The sequence below is a fragment of the Streptomyces sp. NPDC029526 genome (assembly GCF_040637405.1).
GTDB lineage: Bacteria > Actinomycetota > Actinomycetes > Streptomycetales > Streptomycetaceae > Streptomyces.
On record NZ_JBEZWE010000019.1, the window covers coordinates 23,998 to 46,246 of the forward strand.

Sequence of the window (22,249 nt, forward strand, 5' to 3'; positions counted from 1 at the left end):
CGTGAATGTGCCACTGGTCACAACCCACAGGGTAGCGGGTGCCGGGCCGGTCGGGGACGTTATCGATCGCATCGGCTGGGCATCCTCCTCTGTGCACCAGGACCCCGGCGGCCGGTCTTCGGCCCGCCCATCCGAGGAGGGACTTCGATGGGGGAAAAGGTCGTGGCGGGTCAGTTCGACCTGTCCGATCGCCAGCTCTACCGCGACAAGCTGCGCAGGTGTCTGACGGGCTTGGAGCGACTGCTGGCGGAGAAGCGGTTCGACCGCCCCAAGAACCTCATGGGCGTCGAGATCGAATTGAACCTCGCGGGCGCCGACGGCATGCCGAGAATGCTCAACGCGCAAGTTCTCGAACGCATCGCGAGCCGTGACTTCCAGACCGAACTCGCGATGTTCAATCTGGAAGTCAACATCGCCCCGCACCGGGTGGACGGCCGGGTTTTCGACCGGCTCGCGGAGGAACTGCGCACCTCGCTCGCGTACGCGGACCGAAAAGCCGCGGAGGTGGACGCCGGCATTGTGATGATCGGCATTCTGCCGACGTTGGACCGGGACGACCTGGTTTCCTCGAACCTGTCCGCCGTCGACCGCTACACCCTCCTCAACGACCAGATCGTGGCCGCCCGCGGCGAGGACTTCACCCTCGACATCGAAGGGGTCGAACACCTCACCTGCACGTCCAAGTCCATCGCCCCCGAGGCCGCCTGCACCTCCGTGCAGCTCCACCTCCAGGTGACCCCCTCCCGCTTCGCCGACGTGTGGAACGCGGCCCAGGCCGTGGCCGCCGCGCAGATCGCGCTCGGGGCCAACTCGCCGTTCCTGTTCGGCCGGGAGCTGTGGCGGGAGTCGCGCCCCCCGCTGTTCCAGCAGTCCACCGACACCCGGCCGCCCGAGCTGCAGGCCCAGGGAGTGCGCCCGCGCACCTGGTTCGGAGAGCGCTGGGTGACCTCGGCGTACGACCTCTTCGAGGAGAACCTGCGGTACTACCCGGCCCTGCTGCCGATCTGTGACGACGAGGACCCCTTGGAGGTGCTCGACAAGGGCGGAGTGCCGTCGCTGGCCGAACTCGTCCTGCACAACGGCACGGTCTACCGATGGAACCGTCCGGTCTACGGCATCGCCGACGGCGTCCCGCACCTGCGCGTGGAGAACCGGGTGCTGCCGGCCGGACCCACCGTCGTCGACGTGGTGGCCAACGCCGCCTTCTACTACGGCGTCGTGCGCGCCCTCGCCGAGGAGAGCCGCCCGGTGTGGACCCGGCTGCCCTTCGAGGCCGCCGCCGCCAACTTCGACGCCGCGTGCCGGTACGGGATCGACGCACGCCTGACCTGGCCCCGCCGCGGACGCTACGGCGGGACGACCGAGGTCGACGCGGTCACCCTGGTACGCGACGAACTGCTGCCGCTGGCCGAGGCGGGGCTGGACGCGTGGGGCATCGAACCGGCCGACCGCGACCTGTACCTCGGGGTGATCGAGGAGCGCTGCCGCCGCCGCACGAACGGCGCCGACTGGCAGGCCGCGACCTTCCACCGGGCGCTGGACGCCGGTCTGGACCGGGAGGCCGCCCTGGCGGCCACCACACGCCGCTACCGCGAGCTGATGGTGCAGGGCGATCCGGTGCACAGCTGGCCCGTCGGACTGCCCGAACCGGTCCCGGCGACCTGACAGCCCCCGGACGGCACCCGCGCGTCACCGCCCGGGACGGCCGACGGGCCCGGGAGGAGCGCATCGGGCCCGTCGTGCGCCGGGGCCGCCGGCAACCTCCGGGCCGTCGCCCCGCATACTGACCGGCATACTGATCCGGACCGGTCGGTGATGGGGAGGCAGGCGTGCAGGCGGAGGCGGGCCCGGGGGACGTGTCCCCTCCTCGGCGGGAGCTCTCCCGCAGGACCCTGCGGGACGAGACGCTGCTGGTACTGGCGCTGTCCCTCGGCGCGAGCGCGGTCTCCGCGCTCATCAGCTTCGTCGGCTCGGTCACCCGGCCCGGGGGCCTGAAGGACCAGGCCGCCACGCTCAACGCCTCGGCCGCGCCCGGCCGCCCGTGGCTGGACCTGGCCTGGCAGCTGTTCGGGATCACCACGGCGCTCGTGCCGGTGGCCCTCGTCGCGCACTTCCTGCTGCGCGAGGGCGCCAGTCTGCGCACCCTGGGCTTCGACCGCACCCGGCCCTGGTCCGACCTGGGCCGCGGGGCCGCCGTCGCCGCGGTCATCGGCAGCAGCGGCATCGCCTTCTACCTGGCCGCGCGCGGCCTCGGCTTCAACCTCACCGTGGTGCCCGAGGCACTGCCCGAGGTGTGGTGGAAGTTCCCGGTGCTCATCCTCGCGGCGATGGAGAACTCCGTCGTCGAGGAGGTCATCGTCCTCGCCTATCTGGTGCGACGGCTCGACCAGTTGGGCTGGAGACCCGGGGCCGTGCTGGCGACCAGCGCGGTGCTGCGCGGCTCGTACCACCTCTACCAGGGCATCGGCGGCTTCATCGGCAACATGGTGATGGGTGTGGTGTTCGTCCTGCTGTACCGCCGCTGGGGCAGGGTGGGGCCGCTGGTCGTCGCCCACACGCTGCTCGACATCGGGGCGTTCGTCGGATACGCCCTGCTGGCCGGCAAGGTGGACTGGCTCCCGACCGCCTGAGCGGGCGGGCGCGACGCTCCCCGCCGCGCCCGGCCCGCTCCGTCAGGCGCCCGGCTCCGCCACCAGGTCGCCCGCGATCACCGTGACCGCGTGCCCGTGCAGCAGGGTGCGCGCGCCCCGCACCTGGGTGCGGATCGTCCCGGAACGGTGCGAGGCCTGGAGCCCGGTGAGGACCGTCCGGCCGAGCCGCCCGGACCAGAAGGGCGCGAGCGCGGTGTGGGCGCTGCCGGTCACCGGGTCCTCGTCGACGCCCACGTTCGGGAAGAAGCAGCGCGAGACGAAGTCATAACCCCGCGCCGGGTCCGCCGCGCGGGCGGTGGCGATGATGCCGCGCGTGGAGTGGGCGGCCAGGGACGGCAGATCCGGGCGCAGCGCGTGCACCGTCTCCTCGTCGGCGACCTCGACGAGCAGGTCCCCGACGTCGGGCCCGGTGTCGAAGGCCGACAGCACGGCGGTGCCCAGCGCGTCGTCGAGTCCGGGCGGGACGGCTGCCGGGGTGAGCGGAGCCGTGGGGAAGTCCAGGGTGAGGGAGCCGTCCTCCGCGCTGTCCGCGCGCAGCACCCCGCTGCGGGTGGCGAACCGCACGGGGCCCCGGTGCGCCCCGGTGGTGTACAGCACGTGCGCGGTGGCCAGGGTGGCGTGCCCGCACATCGCCACCTCGGTGACCGGGGTGAACCAGCGCAGCGCCCAGTCGGCCTCCCCGCCCCGGCTCATGGGGTGCGCGAAGGCGGTCTCGGCGTGGTTGACCTCGCGTGCGACGTCCTGCATCCAGGCGTCGTCGGGGAAGCCGCCGTCCAGGAGCAGCACACCGGCGGGGTTGCCGGCGAAGGGGCGGTCGGTGAAGGCGTCGACGATGTGAATCCGCATGACGCGACCGTAGGGCCTGCGGGAACGCCCGCGCCAAAGCCGATCGTGGAGCGCCGGCCTCGATGCGCCGAATGATCGCCCGGCGCCGGTGGAGGCCGTCCGGTGTCAGCCGAGTCGACCTGCTGGGTTGCGGGTTGCCATGCCGTCTGAGAACGCCACGGGCCGGGATTCCTCAACGGCATGGCTTTCACGGAAGCGCGCTAGAGGTGGGTAAGGGCAGCTCAGCCGTCTTGCTCTTCGGCAAGGCTGCCCGTGGCCGTCCGGAGACGGTGCCGGGCCGCTTCCAGACGTTCGGCGTAGTCCGCGGCGAAGATTCCAGGGAGCGCTTTGTCCAGTGTTCCCGCGATCTTGTGGATCGGGGCCCAGGCGGCCGGATCGTCGACCAGGCGGCTGAGATCTGTCATCTGTACTCGCTCCAGCCAGTCCGAGAGGACCAGGGCCTCGTCGGGGGTGAGCTCGATCGTGATGTCGCTCATCTCCATGACCGGAGTCCAGTCAGTTGCGTTCGTGTTAGTTGCGTTCGGGCCAGATCGGGCCCTGGTCGGTCCAGATGACGCCCTTGTTGCGGCACAGGCAGAAGGGGTGGCCGACCGGGTCGGTGTAGACCTGCCACCCGTAGCCGTCGGGGCCGATGAAGTCCTGCCTCAGCGTCGCGCCGAGGTCGAGGACGCGGCGCTGCTCGGACTTGATCTCGTCCACTTCGAAGTCGAGGTGGAACTGCTTGGGGTGCTCGCTGTCGGGCCACTGCGGAGCTCGATAGTCGTCCACCCGGATGAATGCCAGCTCGATCTCGCCGAACGGGATGCCGGCCCAGTCCTCGGAGCTGCCTTCCTTGATCGGACGGCCCGTCACCTCGGAGTAGAAAGCAGCCAGCTTCATCGTGTCCAGTCGATAACGACATCGGTGAGTCGCAGCATCCCGCGATCTTGTCACAAGCTCACACCCGGCTGCGGGACAGGCCCGTCGCGATCTCGGCCCTGCCGGACAACGCGCTCGCCGCATGACACCGCTCAGCCTCCGGTTGCGCGCGACCAGCAGCCTCCCCTTGACGAACCGTCCGCCTGAGGTGTTCGCCGGCGGAGCGGGTAGCAGCGGCCCGGTGAGATCCGGGCGCCGGGGGCGGACGGGTGCGGGGGGGAAGATCGTTACCCTGAACGGGTGCTTTCTTACGAGGAGTTGACCCCACCGGAACGTGCGCTGTGGGACGCGTTCCCCGAGGGACGCCGCGTGGACCTGCGCACGGGCGACCCGGACGACGACCGGGTCGCCGAGGGTGGCCGGTGGGGTGCGGAACGGACGGTCCGGGCCGCCGTCCTGGCGGCACTCCTGCTGGGCGGGAACGGCACGCGGCCGGGCGCTGTCGCTGCTCTGCGGCTCGTCGGGGCACGCGTGTCCGGGCAGCTCGACCTGGCCGGTGCCCGGATCGAGCACGCCCTGTGGCTCGAGGACTGCTGGTTCGAGGAACCGGTGAACCTTCTCGGAGCGTCGTCGCAGACCCTCGTGATCACGGGCAGCCGGGTCCCGGGTGTCGAAGCGGATTCGGTCTGTGTCGAGGGAGTCCTCGACCTGCGGCGGTCCAGCGTGGAGAGTTTCGGCCACTCCCCCTTCCACCGGGTGAGCACCGCCCTGTCGCTCAGCGACGCCCGGGTGACCAACGGCCTGCTGCTCGACGGAGCGGAGCTGCACGCACCCGGAGGATGTGCTGTGGCCGCCGGCGGCCTGGTCCTGGAAGGGGGCATGTTCTGTCAGGACGGGTTCGTCGCGCACGGTGAAGTACGGCTGCCGGGGGCTCAGTTGCCGGGCGGCCTGTTCCTGCGGGGCGCGCGGCTCGCGGACCCCGGACCACGAGGGACGGTTCTCGCCCTGGACAACGCCGCCGCTTCGACCCTCGACCTCTCCGACGGGTTCGTCGCGAACGGGACCGTACGGCTGCGCGGTGCCCGGATCTCGGGGACCCTGACCTTCGCCGGAGCCGTGCTGAACGGACCTCCCGGCGGAGCCGGCCCGGCCCTGCTCGGCACGCTGATGCAGGCCGTCGACTTCGACCTGACCCTCGCCCGGCCACCGGCCGCCGCCGTGGACCTCAGGGGCGCCCAGGTGTCCTACCTCCACGACAACGAACACAGCTGGCCGGACGTGGTGGAACTGGACGGCTTCGTCTACGGCTCCCTCAAGACGGCCGGGACGGGCGCGCGGGGGGAGGCCGTGGGGTGGCGTGACTCGGTGGCCGGCCGTGTGGCGTGGATCCGCCGCTGCCCCGGCTACAACCCCCAGCCCTACGAGCAGTTGGCGAGCTGGTACCGCAAGGCCGGCCATGACGACGAGGCCCGCCGTGTGCTGCTGGCCAAGCAGCGCCATCGGCGCCGGACCCTCTCCCCGGCCGCTCGCGCCTGGGGGCACCTGCTCGACCTGACGGTCGGCTACGGCTACCGCCCCTGGCTGGCCGGCGTCTGGCTGCTCGCGCTGACCTTGCTGGGCACCCTGTCGTTCAGCACGCACACCCCCACTCCGGTCCAGCCGGGCGAAGGCGTCCCTTTCCAGCCCTTCGTCTACACGCTCGACCTGTTGATGCCCATCGGCGGCCTGGGGCAGCGCACGGCGTGGTACTGGGAGGAGGGCGCTCTGCAGTGGCTGGCCTACCTGCTGATCGCCTTCGGCTGGGTGCTGACGACCGCCGTCGTCGCGGGCGTGACCCGCGCGCTGCAGAAGAACTAGACCGACGCTTCCGGCCGTCGCCGGAGAGCCCCGTCGGCCACGACCGAGGTGGGAGCACGGGCGGCGGTGCGGCAGCCGCTCCTGCCCCCAATGGCGCGACCGGTGGCGGCACGTGCGCGGCGGAGAGCCCCTGACCGCCAGGAACAGGAAGGGCACTGCACGGGTGTCGACGTCCGAGCGTTCAGCGATATATCGTTGAGTTATCGCGACAGGTCAATGACGAGACGAAGGGAGTGGTTGCCATGCGTACGCGCGGACACCACTGCGGCGAGCGCGGTCACGCCGGCCCGTGGGGCGGCGGTCGAGGTGACTTCCAGCGTCTGCGTGCCGCCTTCGGCCCGTTCGGCCCCGGTGGCCCGGGCGGGGGCGGGCCCGGCTTCGGCTTCGGTCACGGCGGGCCCTGGGGTGGACGGGGGCGCGGAGGGCCGAGGGGCGGGCGGGCGCGGCGCGGTGACGTGCGCGCCTCGATCCTCGCCCTGCTGCGGGAGCGGCCGATGCACGGCTACGAGATGATCCGGGAGATCGCCGAACGCAGCGGCGGGGCGTGGAAGCCCAGCCCCGGCTCCGTGTACCCCACCCTCCAGTTGCTGGAGGACGAGGGGCTGATCGTCAGCGAGGCGGACGGCGGCAAGAAGCTGTTCGCGCTCACCGACGACGGCCGCGCGGCCGCCGACGACGGGCCCGAGGCGCCGTGGGAGGACGTCTCGCGCGGAGTGGACTGGGAGGCTCTGAACGAGATCCGGCAGGCCGGCTTCGGGCTGATGGAAGCGTTCGGACAGGTCTGGAAGACGGGCAGCGAGGAGCAGCGGGAGAAGGCGCTGGCCGTCATCAACGAGGCCCGCAAGAAGCTGTACCTGATCCTGGCCGACGAGGACTGAGTCTCCCCCGGCCCGGGGTGGGAGCGGTCCGGCCCCAGGGCCCGGGTCCCGGACCCCGCCGAAGCGCCGGCGGCGCCCCACGTCGGGCATGTGGGGCGCCGCTCCGTGTGCCTGGCCGGGGGCCGGGCCGTGGGGCCGGGGCGGGGTGCGCCGGGGCGGGAGGCGAAGCGCGGTGAGGGTCGGCGCGGTACGGCGGGGTGTCAGGGGCGCGCCGGGCCGCCGTGGGTGCCGACCCGGCGTATGACCGCCGCGTCGAACAGGTCGCAGGCCCGGGGGAAGGGGCCCTCGTCGTGGTGGTGCCAGGCTTCCCAGAACAGGTCGGCGGGCAGGGCGTCGTCCGGGGCGTAGACCCGGTAGACGTACTGCCTGCCGTCCACCGCCGGCAGGGCGACCAGCCAGCACCTGCTCTCCATGCCTGTGGGGGACGAGCGGCGGGACCCTTCCGGTTGCCGGGCGGGCGCGGGTCAAGGCGGCGCGCGCCCCCACGGGCCGGGACGGGTGGATCTCCTTCGCAAGGAGGACGGCCGGCCGCTCCCGTCAGCTTCCCGTGGGACGCGAAGATGCTCCCCGGCGGGGATGTCCGGGGCCGGGCGCGGCTGATGGGGTGGGGACGTGCACCCCCGTACCCCCCGGCCGGCGGCCCGAGAGCCCGCGGAGCCGGGCACCCGCCGAGCGGACCGCGCTGCCGGGCTGAGCGAAGCCCTCGCGGCCGTGGTCGCCGGTGCCCGCCGCCGCGCCCTGCGGGACGGGGACCGGCAGATCGACACGGCCCACCTGCTGCACTCCCTCCTGGAGTCCGACGCGGAGGTGAGCGAGGTGTTCGGTGAAGGGCTCGGGAGCGCCCGGCTGCTCGGCTACCTGGTCCAGCGCAGCATCGGGTACGGCCTGCGCTGGCAGAGCGCCGTGGAGGACTCCGGCACCGTCCCGGTGGTGAGCGGCACCGCCGCGGGACTGTCACCGGTGGCCGCGGCGTGCATGGAAAGCGCCCGGGCGCATGCCGCACGGCGCGGCGGGCCGGCCCGGGGGGTGGACCTCCTCGCGGCGATCGTCACCGCCCCGGGGGCGCGCGCCGTCGAGGTGCTCGAACGGGCGGGCATCGACGTGCCCGGGTTGACCGTCCGGAGCGAGGCGTGGGCGGCAGGGCCTGGGCGGCCCCGGGAGTGTCCGGCGGGCCGCGCCGACCGCACGTTCGGGGACGGTCCGCGCTGAAGCAGTTCTGAAGCAGGGGTCCGGCCGCCCCCTGCCCCGCACTCCGACCCGTCCGGGCCGCCGCGCGAGGTCGCTCCGCCGACAGGCCCGGCCGTCCGCCCGGTCCCGGTCTCTCCATCGCCCGGTCCCGTTCTCTCCGTGGCCCCCGGCCGCCCGGCCAGGAAGCCCGGCGGGGCCGTCCACTCGGTGAGACAGGTGCCAACAGGGGTGACGCTCCTGTCGGAGCCTGCCATCATGAGTCGGTGCATACGACTGTCAGCGCGCCGGGCGGTCGCGGCAGGGGTGTCGGACTGGGTCTGGCGCTGCTGTCCGCGGTGGCCTTCGGCGGATCCGGTGTCGCGGCCAAGCCGTTGATCGAGGCGGGCCTCGATCCGCTGCACGTGGTGTGGCTCCGGGTGGCCGGCGCCGCCCTCGTCATGGCCCCCCTGGCCGTCCGCCACCGGGACCTGCTGCGCCGCCACCCGGCCCTGCTCGCGGGATTCGGTCTGCTCGCCGTCGCCGGGGTCCAGGCCTTCTACTTCGCCGCCATCTCGCGCATCCCGGTCGGAGTCGCGCTGCTGGTGGAGTACCTGGCGCCCGCGCTGGTCCTCGGCTGGGTCCGGTTCGTGCAGCGGCGGCCGGTCACCCGGGCCGCCGCGGTCGGGGTGGTCCTCGCCGTGGGCGGCCTGGCCTGCGTCGTCGAGGTGTGGGCCGGTCTCGGTTTCGACGCGCTCGGCCTGCTGCTCGCACTCGGTGCCGCCTGCTGCCAGGTCGGCTACTTCGTCCTGTCCGACCAGGGCAGTGACGCCGGCGACCGGGCACCCGACCCGCTCGGCGTGATCGCCTTCGGCCTGCTCATCGGCGCCGCCGTCCTGACCGTGGTCGCCAGGCCCTGGTCCATGGACTGGTCCGTGCTCGCCGGCACCGCGGAGATGGGCGGCACGCCGGTCGCCGCCGGCCTGCTGGTGGCCTGGGTCGTGCTGCTCGCGACGGTGCTCGCCTACGGCACCGGCGTGCTGGCCGTGCGCCGGCTGTCGCCCCAGGTGGCGGGGGTGGTCGCCTGCCTGGAGGCGGTCATCGCCACCGTCCTGGCCTGGTTCCTCCTCGGCGAGCACCTCTCGGCGCCGCAGCTCGTGGGCGGCGCGGTGGTGCTGGCCGGCGCCTTCATCGCGCAGTCCTCGGCGCCGGCCAGGGCCTCCGACGGGCCGGTCGCCCGGGGCGGACCGGACCGGGAGTTGTCCTCGCCGGGGAGAGCGGCCTAGGGTGCCGATCATGCATGCGCGCGCACTCGTTCTTCCGCCTCCGGCCGCCTGAGGCGGGCCTCCGTCACGCCGCCCGGCCGGTCGCCGGGCGCAACGGGGCTGCCCGCAGATGAAGTCCGTGGATCCCGCCGCCCCGGCCCCGGCCGGGACCGCCGGACCCCTTCCCGAACTTCCGCACCCACGCCGTCGGGCGGGGTGCGCGCATCTGCGGAGAGAACACGTGTCGAACACCGTCTCCGGTCTGCCCGTCGGGCGAGGCCTGCTCTATCTCGTCGTCGCCGGTGCCGCCTGGGGCACCGCGGGCGCCGCCGCGTCACTGGTCTACCGGACCGGTGACATGGGACCCGTCGCCCTGTCCTTCTGGCGCTGTGCCTTGGGGCTGTTGTTGCTGTTCGTGGCGCAGCGGCTCGCCCGGCGCCCCCGCGCCGCCGTCACCGAGCCGCTGCGCCGCCGGGTGCTGCGGGCCGGGGCCACCGGCATCGGCCTCGCGGTCTTCCAGACCGCCTACTTCGCGGCCGTCTCCGCCACCGGCCTGGCCGTGGCCACCGTCGTCACCCTCGGCGCCGGACCCGTGCTCATCGCCCTCGGTGCCCGGCTGACCCTGGGCGAGCGACTCGGGCGCGGCGGTCTGGCCGCCGTCGCGGGCGCGCTCGCCGGGCTGGTGGTGCTCGTCCTCGGCGGCGGGGAGACGACCGTGGACGCGTGGGGCGTCCTGCTCGCCCTGCTCTCCGCGGCCGGGTACTCGACGATGACCCTGCTCACCCGCTGGTGGGGCCGCGACGGAGCCACGGACGCCACCGGCACCACCATGGGCGCCTTCGCCGTCACCAGCCTGGTGCTGCTGCCCCTCGCCGCGCTCGAGGGCCTGGTGCCGCACACCGACCGGCCCGGCACGCTGCTGCTCCTGGTCGTGTACGTGGCGACGGTGCCGACGGCGCTCGCCTACGGCCTCTACTTCGCAGGGGCCGCCGTCGTCCGCTCGGCCACCGTGTCCGTGATCATGCTGCTGGAACCGGTGAGCGCCGCCGTGCTGGCCGTCGCCGTGCTCGGCGAACGACTGACGGCGGCCACCCTGGTCGGCACCCTGCTGATGCTGGGCTCGGTCGCCGGGCTCGCCGCGAGCGAGGCCCGCAGCGCCCGCGCCCGCAGGGCACAGCCGGAGGCCGTGCCGGCCTGACGGGGCGGTCCGGCGGGGCGGTCCGGCGGGGCGGGTCCGAGGGTGACGGACGGGTGCGGCCGGGGGGCCGAGGCCCCACGGCGGTTCCCCGGGCGGACCGTCGACCGCGAGCTGTCCGAGGTCGTGCACGGCCGGCCACCGCTGCCAGGTGTCTTCCTCGGGCGTGTCCCGGGGGTGATCAGCTTCCCAGGGCCGCCAGGTACGCGGGCAGGGCGGTGCCGGGGGCGAGACCGGGATCGGGGAGGGGGGTGTCGTAGCCCGTGCGCAGCGGGAGGACACCGGCCCAGTGGGGGAGGGCGAGGTCCTCGGGCTCGTCGTTGGCGCCGCCGGTGCGGACCTTGGCGGAGACCTCGCGCAGGTCGAGCCGGACCAGGGCGGTGGCGGCGAGCTCCTTCTTGTCGGCGGGGCGGCAGTCGGCGGCCCGTCCCGGCACGGCCTGCTCGACGAGGGAGTCCAGGGCCCGGCGCTTCTCCTCCGGGTCGGTCACGTCGTGGGCGCGTCCGTGCACCACCACGGAGCGGTAGTTGACCGAGTGGTGGAAGGCCGAGCGGGCCAGCACCAGGCCGTCGACGTGGGTGACCGTCAGGCACACGGGCAGACCGGCGTCGTCGTCGCGCGCGGCGCGCAGCGGCCGTGAGCCGGTCGAGCCGTGTACGTAGAGGCGTTCCCCGACGCGGCTGTAGAGGGTGGGCAGCACCACCGGCGCGCCGTCGCGGACGAAGCCGAGGTGGCAGACGCAGCCCGCGTCGAGTATCGCGTGCACCGACTCCCTGTCGTACGCCGCGCGGTGGGCGGAACGGGTCGGGACGGTCCGTCCGGTGGGTGCGTACGACGACGACGGCGACGACGGCGGCGACGACGACGGCGGGGGCTGGTGCTGAGGCGTTCCCGGCATGGTGTTCACTGGCGTTCTCCTTTGTTCTAGTGCATAATTGCGTTTGTGCTAGGAGAATATCGGATCACCGGAAGCGGCGCCGCCGAGATCGCCGCGAGCATCGAGCGGGGAGTCGGGGAGGGTGCCCTGCCCCCCGGCCGGGCGCTGCCTCCGCTCCGGGCCCTGGCGGAGCAGCTCGGCGTGAACCCCAACACGGTCGCGGCGGCCTATCGGACCCTGCGCGAGCGCGGGGTCATCGAGACCGCGGGCCGGCGCGGGACCCGGGTGCGGGCCAAACCGGCCACCACCGCGCGCGACCTGATCCGCGTCGAGGTGCCGGACGGCGTGCGGAACCTGTCCGACGGCAACCCCGACCCCGCCCTCCTCCCGCAGCTCACCGACGTGATCGCGGCCGCCGCGGCACAGGGCGACCGGGACCCGGTGCTCTACGGCAGCGACCCGGTCGCCGCCGAACTGGCCGCGCCCGCCCGGGCCGGGCTCGACGCCGACGGTGTCCCGGACGGGCCCCTCGCCGTCACCTCCGGCGCGCTCGACGCCATCGAACGGGTGCTCGCGGCCCACCTCAGGCCCGGGGACGCGGTCGCCGTGGAGGACCCCGGCTGGGGCAGCCTCCTGGACCTGGTCCCGGCACTCGGGCTGCGCACCGTGCCGGTCGGCGTGGACGACGAGGGCCCGCTCCCGGACGACGTGCGGCGCGCCCTCGCGGGCGGCGCGCGGGCCCTCGTGGTCACGGCCCGCGCGCAGAACCCCACCGGCGCCGCGGTGAGCGCCGGCCGCGCGCGGGCCCTGCGCTCGGTGCTCGCCGGTCATCCGGGCACCCTGCTGATCGAGGACGACCACGGGCATCACATCGTCGACCTCCCCCCGCACCCCCTCGCCGGAGCCACCCCCTCCTGGGCGTTCGTCCGGTCGGCGGCCAAGGCCTACGGCCCCGACCTGCGGCTCGCCGTGCTCACCGGAGACCCCGTCACCCTCGACCGGGTCCGGGGCCGGCAGCGACTCGGCCCCGGCTGGGTGCCCCTGCTGCTCCAGCGCGCGGTCGGCCGGCTGTGGGCGGGCAGCGCGGTGGACCCCGACGCGGTTGCCGCGGCCTACGGACGGCGCCGCGAGGCGCTGATCGGGGCCCTGGCCCGGCGCGGGATCGCCGCCCACGGGCGCAGCGGCCTGAACGTGTGGGTGCCCGTGCCGGACGAGACCGGCGCCGTCGCCCGGCTGCTGCACGCGGGCTGGGCGGTCGCGCCCGGAGCACGCTTCCGCTCCCACGCACCGCAGGGCATCCGCGTCACCGTCTCCACCCTCACCGCCGACGAGACCGAACCGGTCGCGTCGGCGATCGCGTCGGCGCTCGAACCTCCGGACGGCGCGGTCAGGACGTACGTCTGACGGTCCGTCGACCCACAGCCACGGCGGCGCCCGTGCCCCCGGCGCCTCACCCGGAGGAGCGCGGCTTGACCTGGGTGAGCGCGGCGCCCGCCAGGACGATCACCGCGCCGACCGGGATCGACCAGGTCAGCCGCTCGCCCAGGATCGTGACGCCGGCGGCCGCCGCGATCACCGGGACGAAGTACGTCACCATCTGGCCGGTCGTCGGGCCGACCTCGGCGACCAGGCCGTACTGGAGGAGCATCGCCAGGCCCGTGCCGAGCGTGCCCAGCGCGGCGACCGCCAGCAGCGGGACGACCGCGAACCCGCTCGGCGCGGACGTGAACAGCGCGGTGACGACGGCGAGTTGCAGGGTCGCCAGGAGCAGTTGCCCGCCCGTCAGCGACAGGTGGGAATGGGTACTGCCGGCCAGGGTGCGACGGACGTAGATCCAGCCGACCGGGTAACTCAGCGAGGCCAGCAGTGCCAGGGTCGTGCCCCTCGCGTCCAGGCCCTCGAAGCCCTGCCAGGCCCCCAGCACGGTCAGCACCCCCACGAATCCCACGCCGAGCCCCGCCAGCCGCACGCGCGTCGGCCGGTCCTCGGAGAGGGCCACCAGCGACAGGGCCATGCCCCACAGCGGTGAGGTGGCGTTGCAGATGCCCGCCAGGGTGGACGGGATGGTCAGCTCCGCGAACGCGAACAGCGAGAACGGCAGGGCGTTGAGCAGGAACCCGGCCACCGCGAGGTGCCCCCAGGTGCGCAGTCCGCGCGGCAGCCGCTCGCGCCGCACGGCCATCGCCGTGGCGAGCACGGCCGTCCCGAAGGCCAGCCGGCCGAGCGTGACCTGGAAGGGGGCGTAGCCCTCGGTGCCGACCTTGATCAGGAGGAAGCTGAAGCCCCAGATCAGGGACAGCGCGCCGAAGCGGAGCCGCCAGTCCGGCCGGCGGCGGGTGCGGCCGGGTGTCCGATGGGCGGGACCCTGGGAGGTGCTCGTGGTCGTGGTCGTGCTGCTCATGGGTGCCACGATGAAGGACCGTCATCTCGTAGCACAATCGAGAATTCGCACCCGATATCTCGTAGCATCGCTTACATGTTGAACCTGGAGCGCCTGCGGACCCTCGACGCCCTCGCCCGGCACGGCTCGGTCAGCGGCGCAGCCGCTGGACTGCACATCACCACCTCCGCCGTGTCGCAGCAGATGGCCAAGCTGGAGCGTGAGGTCGGGCAGCGCCTGCTGGCGAAGAACGGCCGCGGCGTGCGGCTCACCGACGCGGGCCGGCTGCTCGCCGAACACGCCGGCCGCATCCTGTCCCAGGTCGAGCTGGCCCAGGCCGACCTGGAGGCGCAGCGCGGGCAGGTCGTCGGCGAGCTGCGGGTCTCGGCGTTCCCCACCGCCGCGCGGGGCCTGTTCCCCCTCGCCCTGGCGGCCCTGCGCGAGCAGCATCCCGCCCTGCGCGTGCGCTCCCGCGAGCTGGAACCCGAGCGGGGCATCGCCGGGGTGGTGCGCGGCGACCTCGACCTGGCGGTGGTGCTCGACTGGTACAACAAGCCGATGCCGCTGCCGGACGGACTGGTGAAGGCGCCCCTCCTGGACGACCCCGCCGACGTGGCGGTGCCCGCCGGACACCGGCTCGCCGGCCGGGAGGAGGTGGACCTCGCCGAACTCGCCGACGACGAGTGGATCACCTGGGGCGAGGGCGAGTTCTGCCACGAGTGGCTGATGTTCACGCTGCGCTCGCGGGGCGTGGAGCCCATCGTCGGCCACCGCGCCGCCGAGAGTCACACCCAGCTCGCCCTCGTCGCGGCGGGCCTCGGCGTGTGCGTCGTCCCGCTGCTGGGCCGCGACCCGCTGCCCGACGGCGTGGTCACCGTCCCGCTCCGGCAGCGGGTCCGGCGCCACGTGTACGTCGTCTGGCGCGCGGACGCCGACCGCCGCCCCTCGATCCGCGCGGCGGTGCGGGAACTACGGGCGGCGGGGGAGCGCGTCGGCTGACCGGCCGGCGCGCGGTGACCCCTAACCGGTGACCCCCAGCTTCCTGAAGTCCCAGGACACCACCTTCTCCGGGGTCAGCCGTACCCAGGCGTGCCGGCCGTCGTGCGGCAGTTCCTCCAGGCCGAAGTACTTCCGGGCGAACAGTGTCTCCGGGACGTCCAGTTCGGCGTGCAGGTCCCCTACGCGGGGCACCTCGCCCACGAACTCGGCCCGTCCCGACAGCTCAGCCCCGCGCAGCTCGTCGTACTCCTCGCCGGTGTCCACCACGATCGCGATCCGCGGGTCGCGGCGCAGCTGCGTCCAGCGCTTGCTGCGCACCACCGAGTACAGCCAGAGCGAGACGCCGTCCCAGGCGAACCAGAGCGCACTCACGTGCGGTGCGCCGTCGGCCGACACCGTGGCCACCCGGCAGGTGCGCTGGGTGGTGAGGAAATCGTCCAGCTCGCCGGGCGTCATCATGATCTTCCGGCCCCGGCGTTGCGTGGCGCTCATACGGCCCCTCTTTCTCTCACGTCGTGCCAGAGGAGATCCTCTGACATCACGTCAGAAAAGGATGGGTCGTTCTCCCGCTCCGCGCAACGTATGTCCGCTCACCATCCGGCGGCGGGGCCCAGGGGGATAGCGAAGGGGCGCAGGGTCGCTGGGTCGCTGGGGCGCTGGGGCGCAGGGTCGCAGGGGCGCACGCCGCCCGGCCGTGTGCCCGGTGCGTCAGGCGCCGCCGCGCGCCGGGGCCCGCCGGGGCCCGGCCCCGCCCGCTGGTCGCGTGCCGCGCGTCGGCCGGCCTGGCGGCCTCGGGGCACCCGTGGCCCGCGATCGCACCGGTGGTGCCGCCGCCCGGTGCTGTCGCGGGCGCCCGAACGGTCCCCGTGGGGGCGGTGGCCCGGCGGGTGCCGGCGGCTCACCGCCCCGGCGGCCGGGTAGGCGGCGTCGGCCCCCGCCGGGCGGACGGGACCGCGCGGTCCGGCCCCGGCGGCTCAGGCCAGCGAGATCGAGTCCCCCTCGACCGTGATCGGCACGGACGGCAGCGGCTTGGGCGCGGGACCGCCCTGCACACTGCCGTCGGTGATGGAGAAGTTGCTGTTGTGGCAGGGGCAGTTGATGACTCCGTCGGCGACGCTCTGCACCGCGCAGCCCCGGTGGGTGCAGTTCGCCGAGAAGGCCTTGAACTCCCCGGCCGACGGCTGGGTGACCACGACCTTCTGGTCGGCGAAGACCTTGCCGCCGCCCTCGGGGATCTCGGCGGTGGTCGCGAGCGCGGCACCGGCGTCGCCGCCGCCGCCGTCGTCGTCCGAGCCGGCCGCGGAGTCGTCGGAGCCGGCGGCGGACGAGGCGTCGCCGGACGCACCGGCGGAAGGCGAGTCGTCGGAACCTCCGCACGCGGTCAGTGCCACCGTGAGACCCGCGGCGGTGACCGTCGCCATCACGGCCCGGCGCCCGGGTCCGGTGGCGGCGTCGTCCTGCTCGGATGCGGCCGGGGTCTCGGGAGAGGGTTTGAGCGATGCCCTGGTCATGCGGTGCGTCCCTTCCGGGGAAGTTGATCCGTGGACAGGTACGGCCGGCGGGCCCACGCCGTTCAGCGGTCCCCAGCATGGCCACCGAGGGGGTCGGGGGGACGTAAGCCACAGCTGTCGGTTGGCTGTCGGGACCGGCCGGCTTCTCCCGGGGGCGGGGTGCCCGGGCAGGTCCCCGGCGGTCGTGGACGTGGGCCGTCGACGCCCCGGCGGCCGTCCTCCCGCGGACGGCCGGGCACGGAGATCGCGTAGCCTGACGCAGTGCTGACCGAAGTCACCGCCACCCGTTACATCACGCCGCTGCGCGAGGGAGGTTCGCTGCCCGGGCTGATCGAGGCCGACGACCTGGGTGCCTACGTGCTGAAGTTCACCGGTGCGGGCCAGGGCCGCAAGACGCTGGTCGCCGAGGTCGTGTGCGGGGAACTCGCCCGCCGGCTGGGGTTCCGGGTGCCGCGCCTGGTGACCGTCGACGTCGATCCGGTGCTCGGCCTGGGGGAGCCCGACCAGGAGGTGCAGGCGCTGCTCCGCGGCAGCGGAGGCACCAATCTCGGCATGGAGTTCCTCTCCGGTGCCCTCGGGTTCGACCCGGTGGCCTTCGACGTGGACCCGGAGGAAGCCGGGCGGATCGTCTGGTTCGACGCGCTGGTGAACAACGTCGACCGCTCCTGGCGCAACCCCAACCTGCTGCTCCGGCGCGGGGACCTGTGGCTCATCGACCACGGCGCGACCATGATCTGGCACCACAACTGGCCCGGCGCCGACGCCTCCGCCGCCCGCCCCTACGACGCCTCCGACCACGTGCTGCGCACGTTCGCGCCGGACGTCGGGGCCGCCGCCGCGCGTCTGGCGCCGCTGGTCACCGAGGACCTGCTCGCCGAGGTCACCGCCGCCGTGCCGGACGCCTGGCTGCACGACGAGCCGGGCTTCGACACCCCGGACGACCTGCGGCGGGCCTACGCGCGGCCGCTGCTCGCCCGCGCGGCCACCGTCCACCGGCACGTCGACGGCATCGAGGAGGACCGGTGAGCGGCCGGCACGTCTACGAGTACGCGCTGCTGCGGGTGGTGCCGCGCGTCGAACGCGGTGAGTGCGTCAACGCCGGGGTCCTGCTGTACTGCCGGCCGCTGTCCTTCGTCGCGGCGCGCATCCACCTGGACGAGGCCCGCCTGCTGGCCCTCGACCCGGACGTCGACCTCGCGGGCGTACGGGCGGCGCTGCGGGCCGTCGAGCGGGTCTGCGCGGGCGGGGACGGGGCGGGTCAGGCCGCGCAGGACGACGCGGGCCGCCGTTTCCGCTGGCTGATCGCGCCCCGGTCCACCATCGTGCAGCCCGGGCCCGTGCACACCGGTCTCACCGCCGACCCGGGCACCGAGACGGAACGGCTGCTCGGCCTGCTGGTGCGGTGACCCGGCTCACGAGCGCCGGCGTTTGAGGAGGTAGCCGCCGACAGCGAGGGCACCGGCCACGAAAGTCGCCCCGACGCCCAGCTCCAGGCCGCTCGGGCCGCTGTCGGAGGAGCCGCCCAGCCCGCCCCGCACCCCGCGCGAGGCGACCGCGGCGGGGGCCGTCGACGTGCCGGCGACGCCGGACGGCGGCTCAGTCGCGGGCGTCGTCGTGGGCACCGCGGTGGGCCCGGTGGTGGGGGCGGTGGACGGGACGGTGGTGGGTCCGGCGGGCGACGTGGACGGGGCGGCCGTCGTCGGACGCGGCGAACTGGTCGAGGAGGCGGTGCCGGCGGCGCGCCGGGGGAGTGCCTCGCAGGCGATGCCGTCGTCCGGGCCCTGGTCCTCGTCGAGGCGGTGCGGGTCCCGGGGGTCGGAGTCGAACAGCGCCTGCGCGTCCTCCTGGTACGTGAAGTCGCGGCAGTCCAGGTCCTGGGCGTGGGCGGGGGCGGCCGGCAGGACCGCGGTGAGCGCGATCAGTGTGCCTATGGCACCGGTACGACGGCGCATGGAGCGCCTCCTTTCCGGCCACGGATGGCTCGGCCTTCGACGCTAGGTCCGGGGGTCGCCGTGGGCGCGCGGCCGTGGGCCGATCGGGTGCCGGGCCGGGCGTGCGGCCGGGGACGCGGGCCCGGCGCGGCACCGTCGCCGGGGCCGCGCGTGGGGCGGCGGATGGCGCGTCCGGGAGGCGGGTAATGGATCACACGGGCCGGACGTGCCGTTGACACCGCGTGCCAGGGCTTCTAGCGTCACGTCTGCTGAAGGTACTAAGCGGTCGCTCACCGATGGGCCGGACCGCTGGAGCCGCACCCCAAGGGCGAGGAGAAGCAGCAATGTCCACCACTGAGCAGCGGGTCGCGGTCGTCACCGGTGCCGCGCGCGGCATCGGCGCCGCCACCGCCGTACGACTGGCCGCCGAGGGCCGTGCCGTCGCCGTGATCGACCTCGACGAGGCCGCCTGCAAGGACACCGTCGAGAAGATCACCGCCGAGGGAGGCAAGGCGATCGCCGTCGGCTGCGACGTCTCCGACGAGGCGCAGGTCGAGGCCGCCGTCGCGCGGATCGCCGAGGAGCTCGGTGCCCCCACCATCCTGGTCAACAACGCGGGCGTGCTGCGCGACAACCTGCTGTTCAAGATGAGTGTCTCCGACTGGGACACGGTCATGAACGTGCACCTGCGCGGCGCCTTCCTGATGTCGAAGGCCTGCCAGAAGCACATGGTCGACGCGGGCTTCGGCCGCATCGTCAACCTGTCGTCCTCCTCCGCGCTCGGCAACCGCGGCCAGGTCAACTACTCCGCCGCCAAGGCCGGCCTCCAGGGCTTCACCAAGACCCTCGCCAAGGAGCTCGGCAAGTTCGGCGTCACCGCCAACGCCGTCGCCCCGGGCTTCATCGCCACCGAGATGACCAAGGCCACCGCCGACCGCGTCGGCATGGGCTTCGAGGACTTCAAGGCCGCCGCGGCCACCCAGATCCCCGTCGCCCGGGTCGGCGAGCCCGACGACATCGCCAACGCCATCGCCTTCTTCACCGGCGAGGCGGCCGGCTTCGTCTCCGGCCAGGTGCTGTACGTGGCCGGCGGGCCGCTCGACTAGGACGACCGGGACGACTGGAGCACTGGACATGACCGAAGTGGAACTCTCGGGCAAGGTCGCCCTGATCACCGGCGCCAGCCGGGGCATCGGCCTGGGCGTCGCCGAGGCGCTCGTCGCGCGTGGCGACCGGGTGTGCATCACCGGCCGCAACGAGGACGCCCTGAAGGAGGCCGTCGAGACCCTCGGTGCCGACCGTGCCATGTACGTGGCCGGCAAGGCGCACGACGAGGCCCACCAGGCCGTCGCCGTCGAGCGCACCATGGAGACCTTCGGCCGGGTCGACTACCTGGTCAACAACGCCGGGACCAACCCGGTGTTCGGGCCGATCGCGGACCTCGACCTGAACGTGGCCCGCAAGGTCTTCGAGACCAACGTGGTCTCCGCGCTCGGCTTCGCCCAGCGCACGTGGCACGCCTGGCAGAAGGACAACGGCGGCGCGATCGTCAACATCGCGTCCGTCGCGGGCCTGGCGCCCTCGCCGTTCATCGGCGCGTACGGCGTCAGCAAGGCCGCCCTGATCAACCTGACCGTGCAGCTCGCCCACGAGTTCGCGCCGAAGGTCCGGGTCAACGCCATCGCCCCGGCCGTGGTGAAGACGAAGTTCGCGCAGGCCCTGTACGAGGGCCGGGAGGAGGAGGCCGCCGCCGGTTACCCGCTGGGCCGGCTCGGTGTGCCCTCCGACATCGGCGGCGCCGCCGCCTTCCTCACCTCCCGGCAGTCGGACTGGGTGACCGGCCAGACCCTCGTGGTCGACGGCGGCGTCTTCCTCAAGGCCGGAGTGGCCTGACCACGCCCCGCTCCGGACGGCGGCGCAACCGCTTGCGCGGGCGCCCTGTTCCGGACGGCGGAGCAGCTGCTTCCACGGAGCGGACCCGACGGTCCCGGCACGGGCTTTCCTTGACGAAAGGGAGGCCCGTGTCGGCGTTCCGGGGCTTGTGGGGGGATATGGCGGCGCCGTCGGTTGCGGCTCGATCTCAACTGTCGTTCAGGGGAGGGTCAGCAGGCGGAACACTGCGGTATCGTCTGCCGACCCTTGGTACGGCAGATCGAGGAGCGTGCGCGTGTTCAACCGGAACCGAGGCCTGCGGCGGATGGCGGCCATCGCGTCCATATCGTCGTTGGTCGCCGGATGTGGCGTCTTGTCGTCCGATACCCCGGATGACGAGGAGCCAATCGTCGTGGGGACGACCAGTGCGCCCAGCACGCTGGATCCTGCCGCTTCCTGGGACAGCTCCTGGGAGCTGTTCCGCAACATCTACCAGACCCTGCTGAGTTATCCGGTCGGTGCGACGACGCCCCAGCCGGACGCCGCCGAGAGCTGTGCCTTCTCGGACGACTCCAACCAGGTCTTCCGCTGCGAACTGCGCGAGGGGCTGAAGTTCTCCGACGGCGCCACCCTCGACGCCAAGGCGGTCAAGTACTCCATCGACCGCATCCGCAAGATCAACGTGAACGGCGGACCGGCGGGTCTGCTCGGCAGCCTGGAGCGGGTGGAGGCGCCGAGCGACCGCGAGGTGGTCTTCCACCTCAACAAGCCCGACGCGACCTTCCCGTTCGTCCTGGCCACGCCCGCCATGTCGATCGTCGCCCCGGACGACTACCCCGCAGACGCCCTGCGCAAGGAGGGCGGCATCGTCGGCTCGGGCCCGTACGCCCTGAAGTCCTACGACGAGGGCAAGACGGCCGAGCTGGTCCGCAACGGCACGTACAAGGGATTCGCCAAGCCGCGGAACCAGGCGGTGACCATGCGCTACTTCCAGGAATCCCAGACGATGGTCGAGGCGCTGCGCGGCAAGGAGGTCGACATCACCTACCGCGGTCTCGCCGCCGACGACATCATCGACCTCCAGAGCAAGACCAGCTCCGAGGAGGAGATCCAGCTCGTCGAGGGCACCGGGACCGACATCAGCTACCTGGTGTTCAACCCGAAGGACCCCTGGGCGGGCAAGAAGGAGGTGCGCCAGGCCATCGCGCAGGTCATCGACCGCGGGGCCATCGCGCACAAGGTCTACAAGGACACCGTCGACCCCCTGTACTCCATGGTCCCCAAGGGCCTGACCGGCCACACGACCGGCTTCTTCGACAACTACGGCGAGCCCAGCGTGGCCAAGGCCAAGCAGATCCTCACCGACGCGGGCATCACCCAGAAGGTCCCGCTGACGTTCTGGTACACCACGGACCGCTACGGATCCGCGACGGCGGTGGAGTTCAAGGAGCTCGAACGGCAGCTGGAGGCGTCCAAGCTGTTCGACATCACGCTCAAGAGCCGCCCGTGGAAGACGTATGTCGGCGGCTACCAGAAGGGCGAGTACCCGGTCTTCGGGCGCGGCTGGTTCCCCGACTTCCCGGACGCGGACAACTTCATCGCCCCCTTCGTCGGCAAGCAGAACGCGCTCGGCACGCCCTACGAGGCGACGGAGATCACCAACGTCCTGCTGCCGCGTTCCCGCCGGGAGAGTGACCGCGGCAACGTGGTGCGCGAGTTCGAGGAGGCCCAGAAGATCCTCGTCGACGACGCGCGACTGCTCCCGCTGTGGCAGGGCCGGCAGTACATCGCGGCCAGCCGGGACATCTCGGGCGGCGAGCGGGCCCTGGACCCCTCGACGATCATGATGGTGTGGGAGCTCTCCCGCAAGACCAGCTGGTGACGGGACGGGCAGCACGCGCGGAGTCGGTTGTCAGTGGTCGCCGGTAGGTTGCATGGACCGGCAAGTGACCGCAATCGTGAGGA

Annotated in this window: 23 protein-coding genes and 1 pseudogene; 14 read left to right on the forward strand and 10 right to left on the reverse strand. The window is 73.4% G+C overall.

Translation table 11 applies throughout. From position 1 onward, the window contains the following. Positions 1-147 precede the first annotated feature (147 nt). Positions 148-1,665, forward strand: a complete 1,518-nt coding sequence (locus AB0F01_RS27170; RefSeq protein WP_362100968.1) for a glutamate-cysteine ligase family protein — start codon at positions 148-150, stop codon at positions 1,663-1,665. 164 nt (positions 1,666-1,829) lie between these two features. After that, positions 1,830-2,630 (forward strand): type II CAAX endopeptidase family protein, encoded by an 801-nt coding sequence (locus tag AB0F01_RS27175; protein ID WP_362100971.1) that lies wholly within the window; start codon positions 1,830-1,832, stop codon positions 2,628-2,630. 42 nt (positions 2,631-2,672) lie between these two features. On the opposite strand, the gene AB0F01_RS27180 is transcribed toward AB0F01_RS27175, so the two are convergent. The 3 genes and pseudogenes from AB0F01_RS27180 to AB0F01_RS27190 all read right to left on the reverse strand — a co-directional run bounded on the left by AB0F01_RS27180 (position 2,673) and on the right by AB0F01_RS27190 (position 4,414). Next, positions 2,673-3,497, reverse strand: a complete 825-nt coding sequence (locus AB0F01_RS27180) for a PhzF family phenazine biosynthesis protein (protein WP_362100974.1) — start codon at positions 3,495-3,497, stop codon at positions 2,673-2,675. A gap of 221 nt (positions 3,498-3,718) precedes the next feature. Beyond that, entirely contained in the window at positions 3,719-3,979 is a 261-nt protein-coding gene (locus AB0F01_RS27185) for a hypothetical protein (protein WP_362100976.1), read from the reverse strand. A 28-nt stretch (positions 3,980-4,007) separates the two neighbouring features. Beyond that, a pseudogene (locus tag AB0F01_RS27190) lies at positions 4,008-4,414 on the reverse strand (VOC family protein). Between the two features lie 241 nt (positions 4,415-4,655). Between AB0F01_RS27190 and AB0F01_RS27195 the strand changes: the two are divergent. Both AB0F01_RS27195 and AB0F01_RS27200 read left to right on the forward strand, forming a co-directional pair. Then, positions 4,656-6,212 (forward strand): oxidoreductase, encoded by a 1,557-nt coding sequence (locus AB0F01_RS27195; protein WP_362100979.1) that lies wholly within the window; start codon positions 4,656-4,658, stop codon positions 6,210-6,212. Positions 6,213-6,454: 242 nt separating this feature from the next. Beyond that, positions 6,455-7,090, forward strand: a complete 636-nt coding sequence (locus AB0F01_RS27200) for a PadR family transcriptional regulator (RefSeq protein ID WP_362100982.1) — start codon at positions 6,455-6,457, stop codon at positions 7,088-7,090. A 200-nt stretch (positions 7,091-7,290) separates the two neighbouring features. Here the strand turns inward: AB0F01_RS27200 and AB0F01_RS27205 are convergent, their stop codons facing one another. Then, positions 7,291-7,503 (reverse strand): hypothetical protein, encoded by a 213-nt coding sequence (locus tag AB0F01_RS27205; protein WP_362100985.1) that lies wholly within the window; start codon positions 7,501-7,503, stop codon positions 7,291-7,293. A 199-nt stretch (positions 7,504-7,702) separates the two neighbouring features. Here AB0F01_RS27205 and AB0F01_RS27210 point away from each other — a divergent pair, with 199 nt between their 5' ends. The 3 genes from AB0F01_RS27210 to AB0F01_RS27220 all read left to right on the forward strand — a co-directional run bounded on the left by AB0F01_RS27210 (position 7,703) and on the right by AB0F01_RS27220 (position 10,717). Then, positions 7,703-8,299, forward strand: coding sequence for a Clp protease N-terminal domain-containing protein (locus AB0F01_RS27210; protein WP_362100988.1), 597 nt, complete (start codon positions 7,703-7,705; stop codon positions 8,297-8,299). A 242-nt stretch (positions 8,300-8,541) separates the two neighbouring features. Continuing rightward, entirely contained in the window at positions 8,542-9,540 is a 999-nt protein-coding gene (locus AB0F01_RS27215) for an EamA family transporter (protein WP_362100991.1), read from the forward strand. A gap of 220 nt (positions 9,541-9,760) precedes the next feature. Continuing rightward, positions 9,761-10,717, forward strand: a complete 957-nt coding sequence (locus tag AB0F01_RS27220) for an EamA family transporter (protein ID WP_362100993.1) — start codon at positions 9,761-9,763, stop codon at positions 10,715-10,717. A 178-nt stretch (positions 10,718-10,895) separates the two neighbouring features. Here AB0F01_RS27220 and AB0F01_RS27225 read toward each other — a convergent pair whose 3' ends face one another. Continuing rightward, the gene (locus AB0F01_RS27225; protein ID WP_362101130.1) at positions 10,896-11,612 is read right to left on the reverse strand and encodes a pyridoxamine 5'-phosphate oxidase family protein; all 717 of its coding nucleotides are present in this window, start codon (positions 11,610-11,612) and stop codon (positions 10,896-10,898) included. 45 nt (positions 11,613-11,657) lie between these two features. Between AB0F01_RS27225 and AB0F01_RS27230 the strand changes: the two genes are divergently transcribed. After that, entirely contained in the window at positions 11,658-12,995 is a 1,338-nt protein-coding gene (locus AB0F01_RS27230; protein ID WP_362100996.1) for an aminotransferase class I/II-fold pyridoxal phosphate-dependent enzyme, read from the forward strand. A gap of 46 nt (positions 12,996-13,041) precedes the next feature. Here the strand turns inward: AB0F01_RS27230 and AB0F01_RS27235 are convergent, their stop codons facing one another. Beyond that, complete coding sequence (locus tag AB0F01_RS27235; protein ID WP_362100998.1) at positions 13,042-13,992, reverse strand: DMT family transporter; 951 nt, start codon at positions 13,990-13,992, stop codon at positions 13,042-13,044. Positions 13,993-14,067: 75 nt separating this feature from the next. Here AB0F01_RS27235 and AB0F01_RS27240 point away from each other — a divergent pair, with 75 nt between their 5' ends. Continuing rightward, positions 14,068-14,970 carry a LysR family transcriptional regulator gene (locus AB0F01_RS27240; RefSeq protein WP_362101000.1) on the forward strand — a complete coding sequence of 301 codons (903 nt, stop codon included), beginning with the start codon at positions 14,068-14,070 and terminating at the stop codon, positions 14,968-14,970. Positions 14,971-14,991: 21 nt separating this feature from the next. Here AB0F01_RS27240 and AB0F01_RS27245 read toward each other — a convergent pair whose 3' ends face one another. Together AB0F01_RS27245 and AB0F01_RS27250 are read right to left on the reverse strand one after the other, a co-directional pair. Beyond that, on the reverse strand, positions 14,992-15,462 hold the full coding sequence (locus AB0F01_RS27245; RefSeq protein ID WP_362101003.1) for a pyridoxamine 5'-phosphate oxidase family protein: 471 nt from the start codon (positions 15,460-15,462) through the stop codon (positions 14,992-14,994). A gap of 482 nt (positions 15,463-15,944) precedes the next feature. Next, a complete protein-coding gene (locus tag AB0F01_RS27250; RefSeq protein ID WP_362101133.1) occupies positions 15,945-16,391 on the reverse strand; it encodes a Rieske (2Fe-2S) protein in 447 nt (148 codons plus the stop codon). 351 nt (positions 16,392-16,742) lie between these two features. Here AB0F01_RS27250 and AB0F01_RS27255 point away from each other — a divergent pair, with 351 nt between their 5' ends. Together AB0F01_RS27255 and AB0F01_RS27260 are read left to right on the forward strand one after the other, a co-directional pair. Continuing rightward, positions 16,743-17,507 carry a HipA family kinase gene (locus AB0F01_RS27255; RefSeq protein ID WP_362101006.1) on the forward strand — a complete coding sequence of 255 codons (765 nt, stop codon included), beginning with the start codon at positions 16,743-16,745 and terminating at the stop codon, positions 17,505-17,507. Beyond that, on the forward strand, positions 17,504-17,887 hold the full coding sequence (locus AB0F01_RS27260) for a DUF3037 domain-containing protein (RefSeq protein ID WP_362101008.1): 384 nt from the start codon (positions 17,504-17,506) through the stop codon (positions 17,885-17,887). The genes AB0F01_RS27255 and AB0F01_RS27260 overlap by 4 nt, the downstream gene beginning before the upstream one ends. Before the next feature lie 6 nt (positions 17,888-17,893). Here AB0F01_RS27260 and AB0F01_RS27265 read toward each other — a convergent pair whose 3' ends face one another. After that, positions 17,894-18,433, reverse strand: coding sequence for an excalibur calcium-binding protein (locus tag AB0F01_RS27265; protein WP_362101010.1), 540 nt, complete (start codon positions 18,431-18,433; stop codon positions 17,894-17,896). A gap of 323 nt (positions 18,434-18,756) precedes the next feature. Between AB0F01_RS27265 and fabG the strand changes: the two genes are divergently transcribed. After that, positions 18,757-19,518 carry a 3-oxoacyl-ACP reductase FabG gene (gene fabG, locus AB0F01_RS27270; protein ID WP_362101013.1) on the forward strand — a complete coding sequence of 254 codons (762 nt, stop codon included), beginning with the start codon at positions 18,757-18,759 and terminating at the stop codon, positions 19,516-19,518. 28 nt (positions 19,519-19,546) lie between these two features. Next, a complete protein-coding gene (locus AB0F01_RS27275) occupies positions 19,547-20,305 on the forward strand; it encodes an SDR family oxidoreductase (protein ID WP_362101015.1) in 759 nt (252 codons plus the stop codon). A gap of 198 nt (positions 20,306-20,503) precedes the next feature. Here AB0F01_RS27275 and AB0F01_RS27280 read toward each other — a convergent pair whose 3' ends face one another. Beyond that, positions 20,504-20,722, reverse strand: a complete 219-nt coding sequence (locus AB0F01_RS27280) for a hypothetical protein (protein ID WP_362101017.1) — start codon at positions 20,720-20,722, stop codon at positions 20,504-20,506. Between AB0F01_RS27280 and AB0F01_RS27285 the strand changes: the two genes are divergently transcribed. Then, entirely contained in the window at positions 20,697-22,166 is a 1,470-nt protein-coding gene (locus AB0F01_RS27285) for an ABC transporter substrate-binding protein (RefSeq protein WP_362101020.1), read from the forward strand. The two genes, AB0F01_RS27280 and AB0F01_RS27285, sit on opposite strands and share 26 nt — an antisense overlap. Positions 22,167-22,249 lie beyond the last annotated feature (83 nt).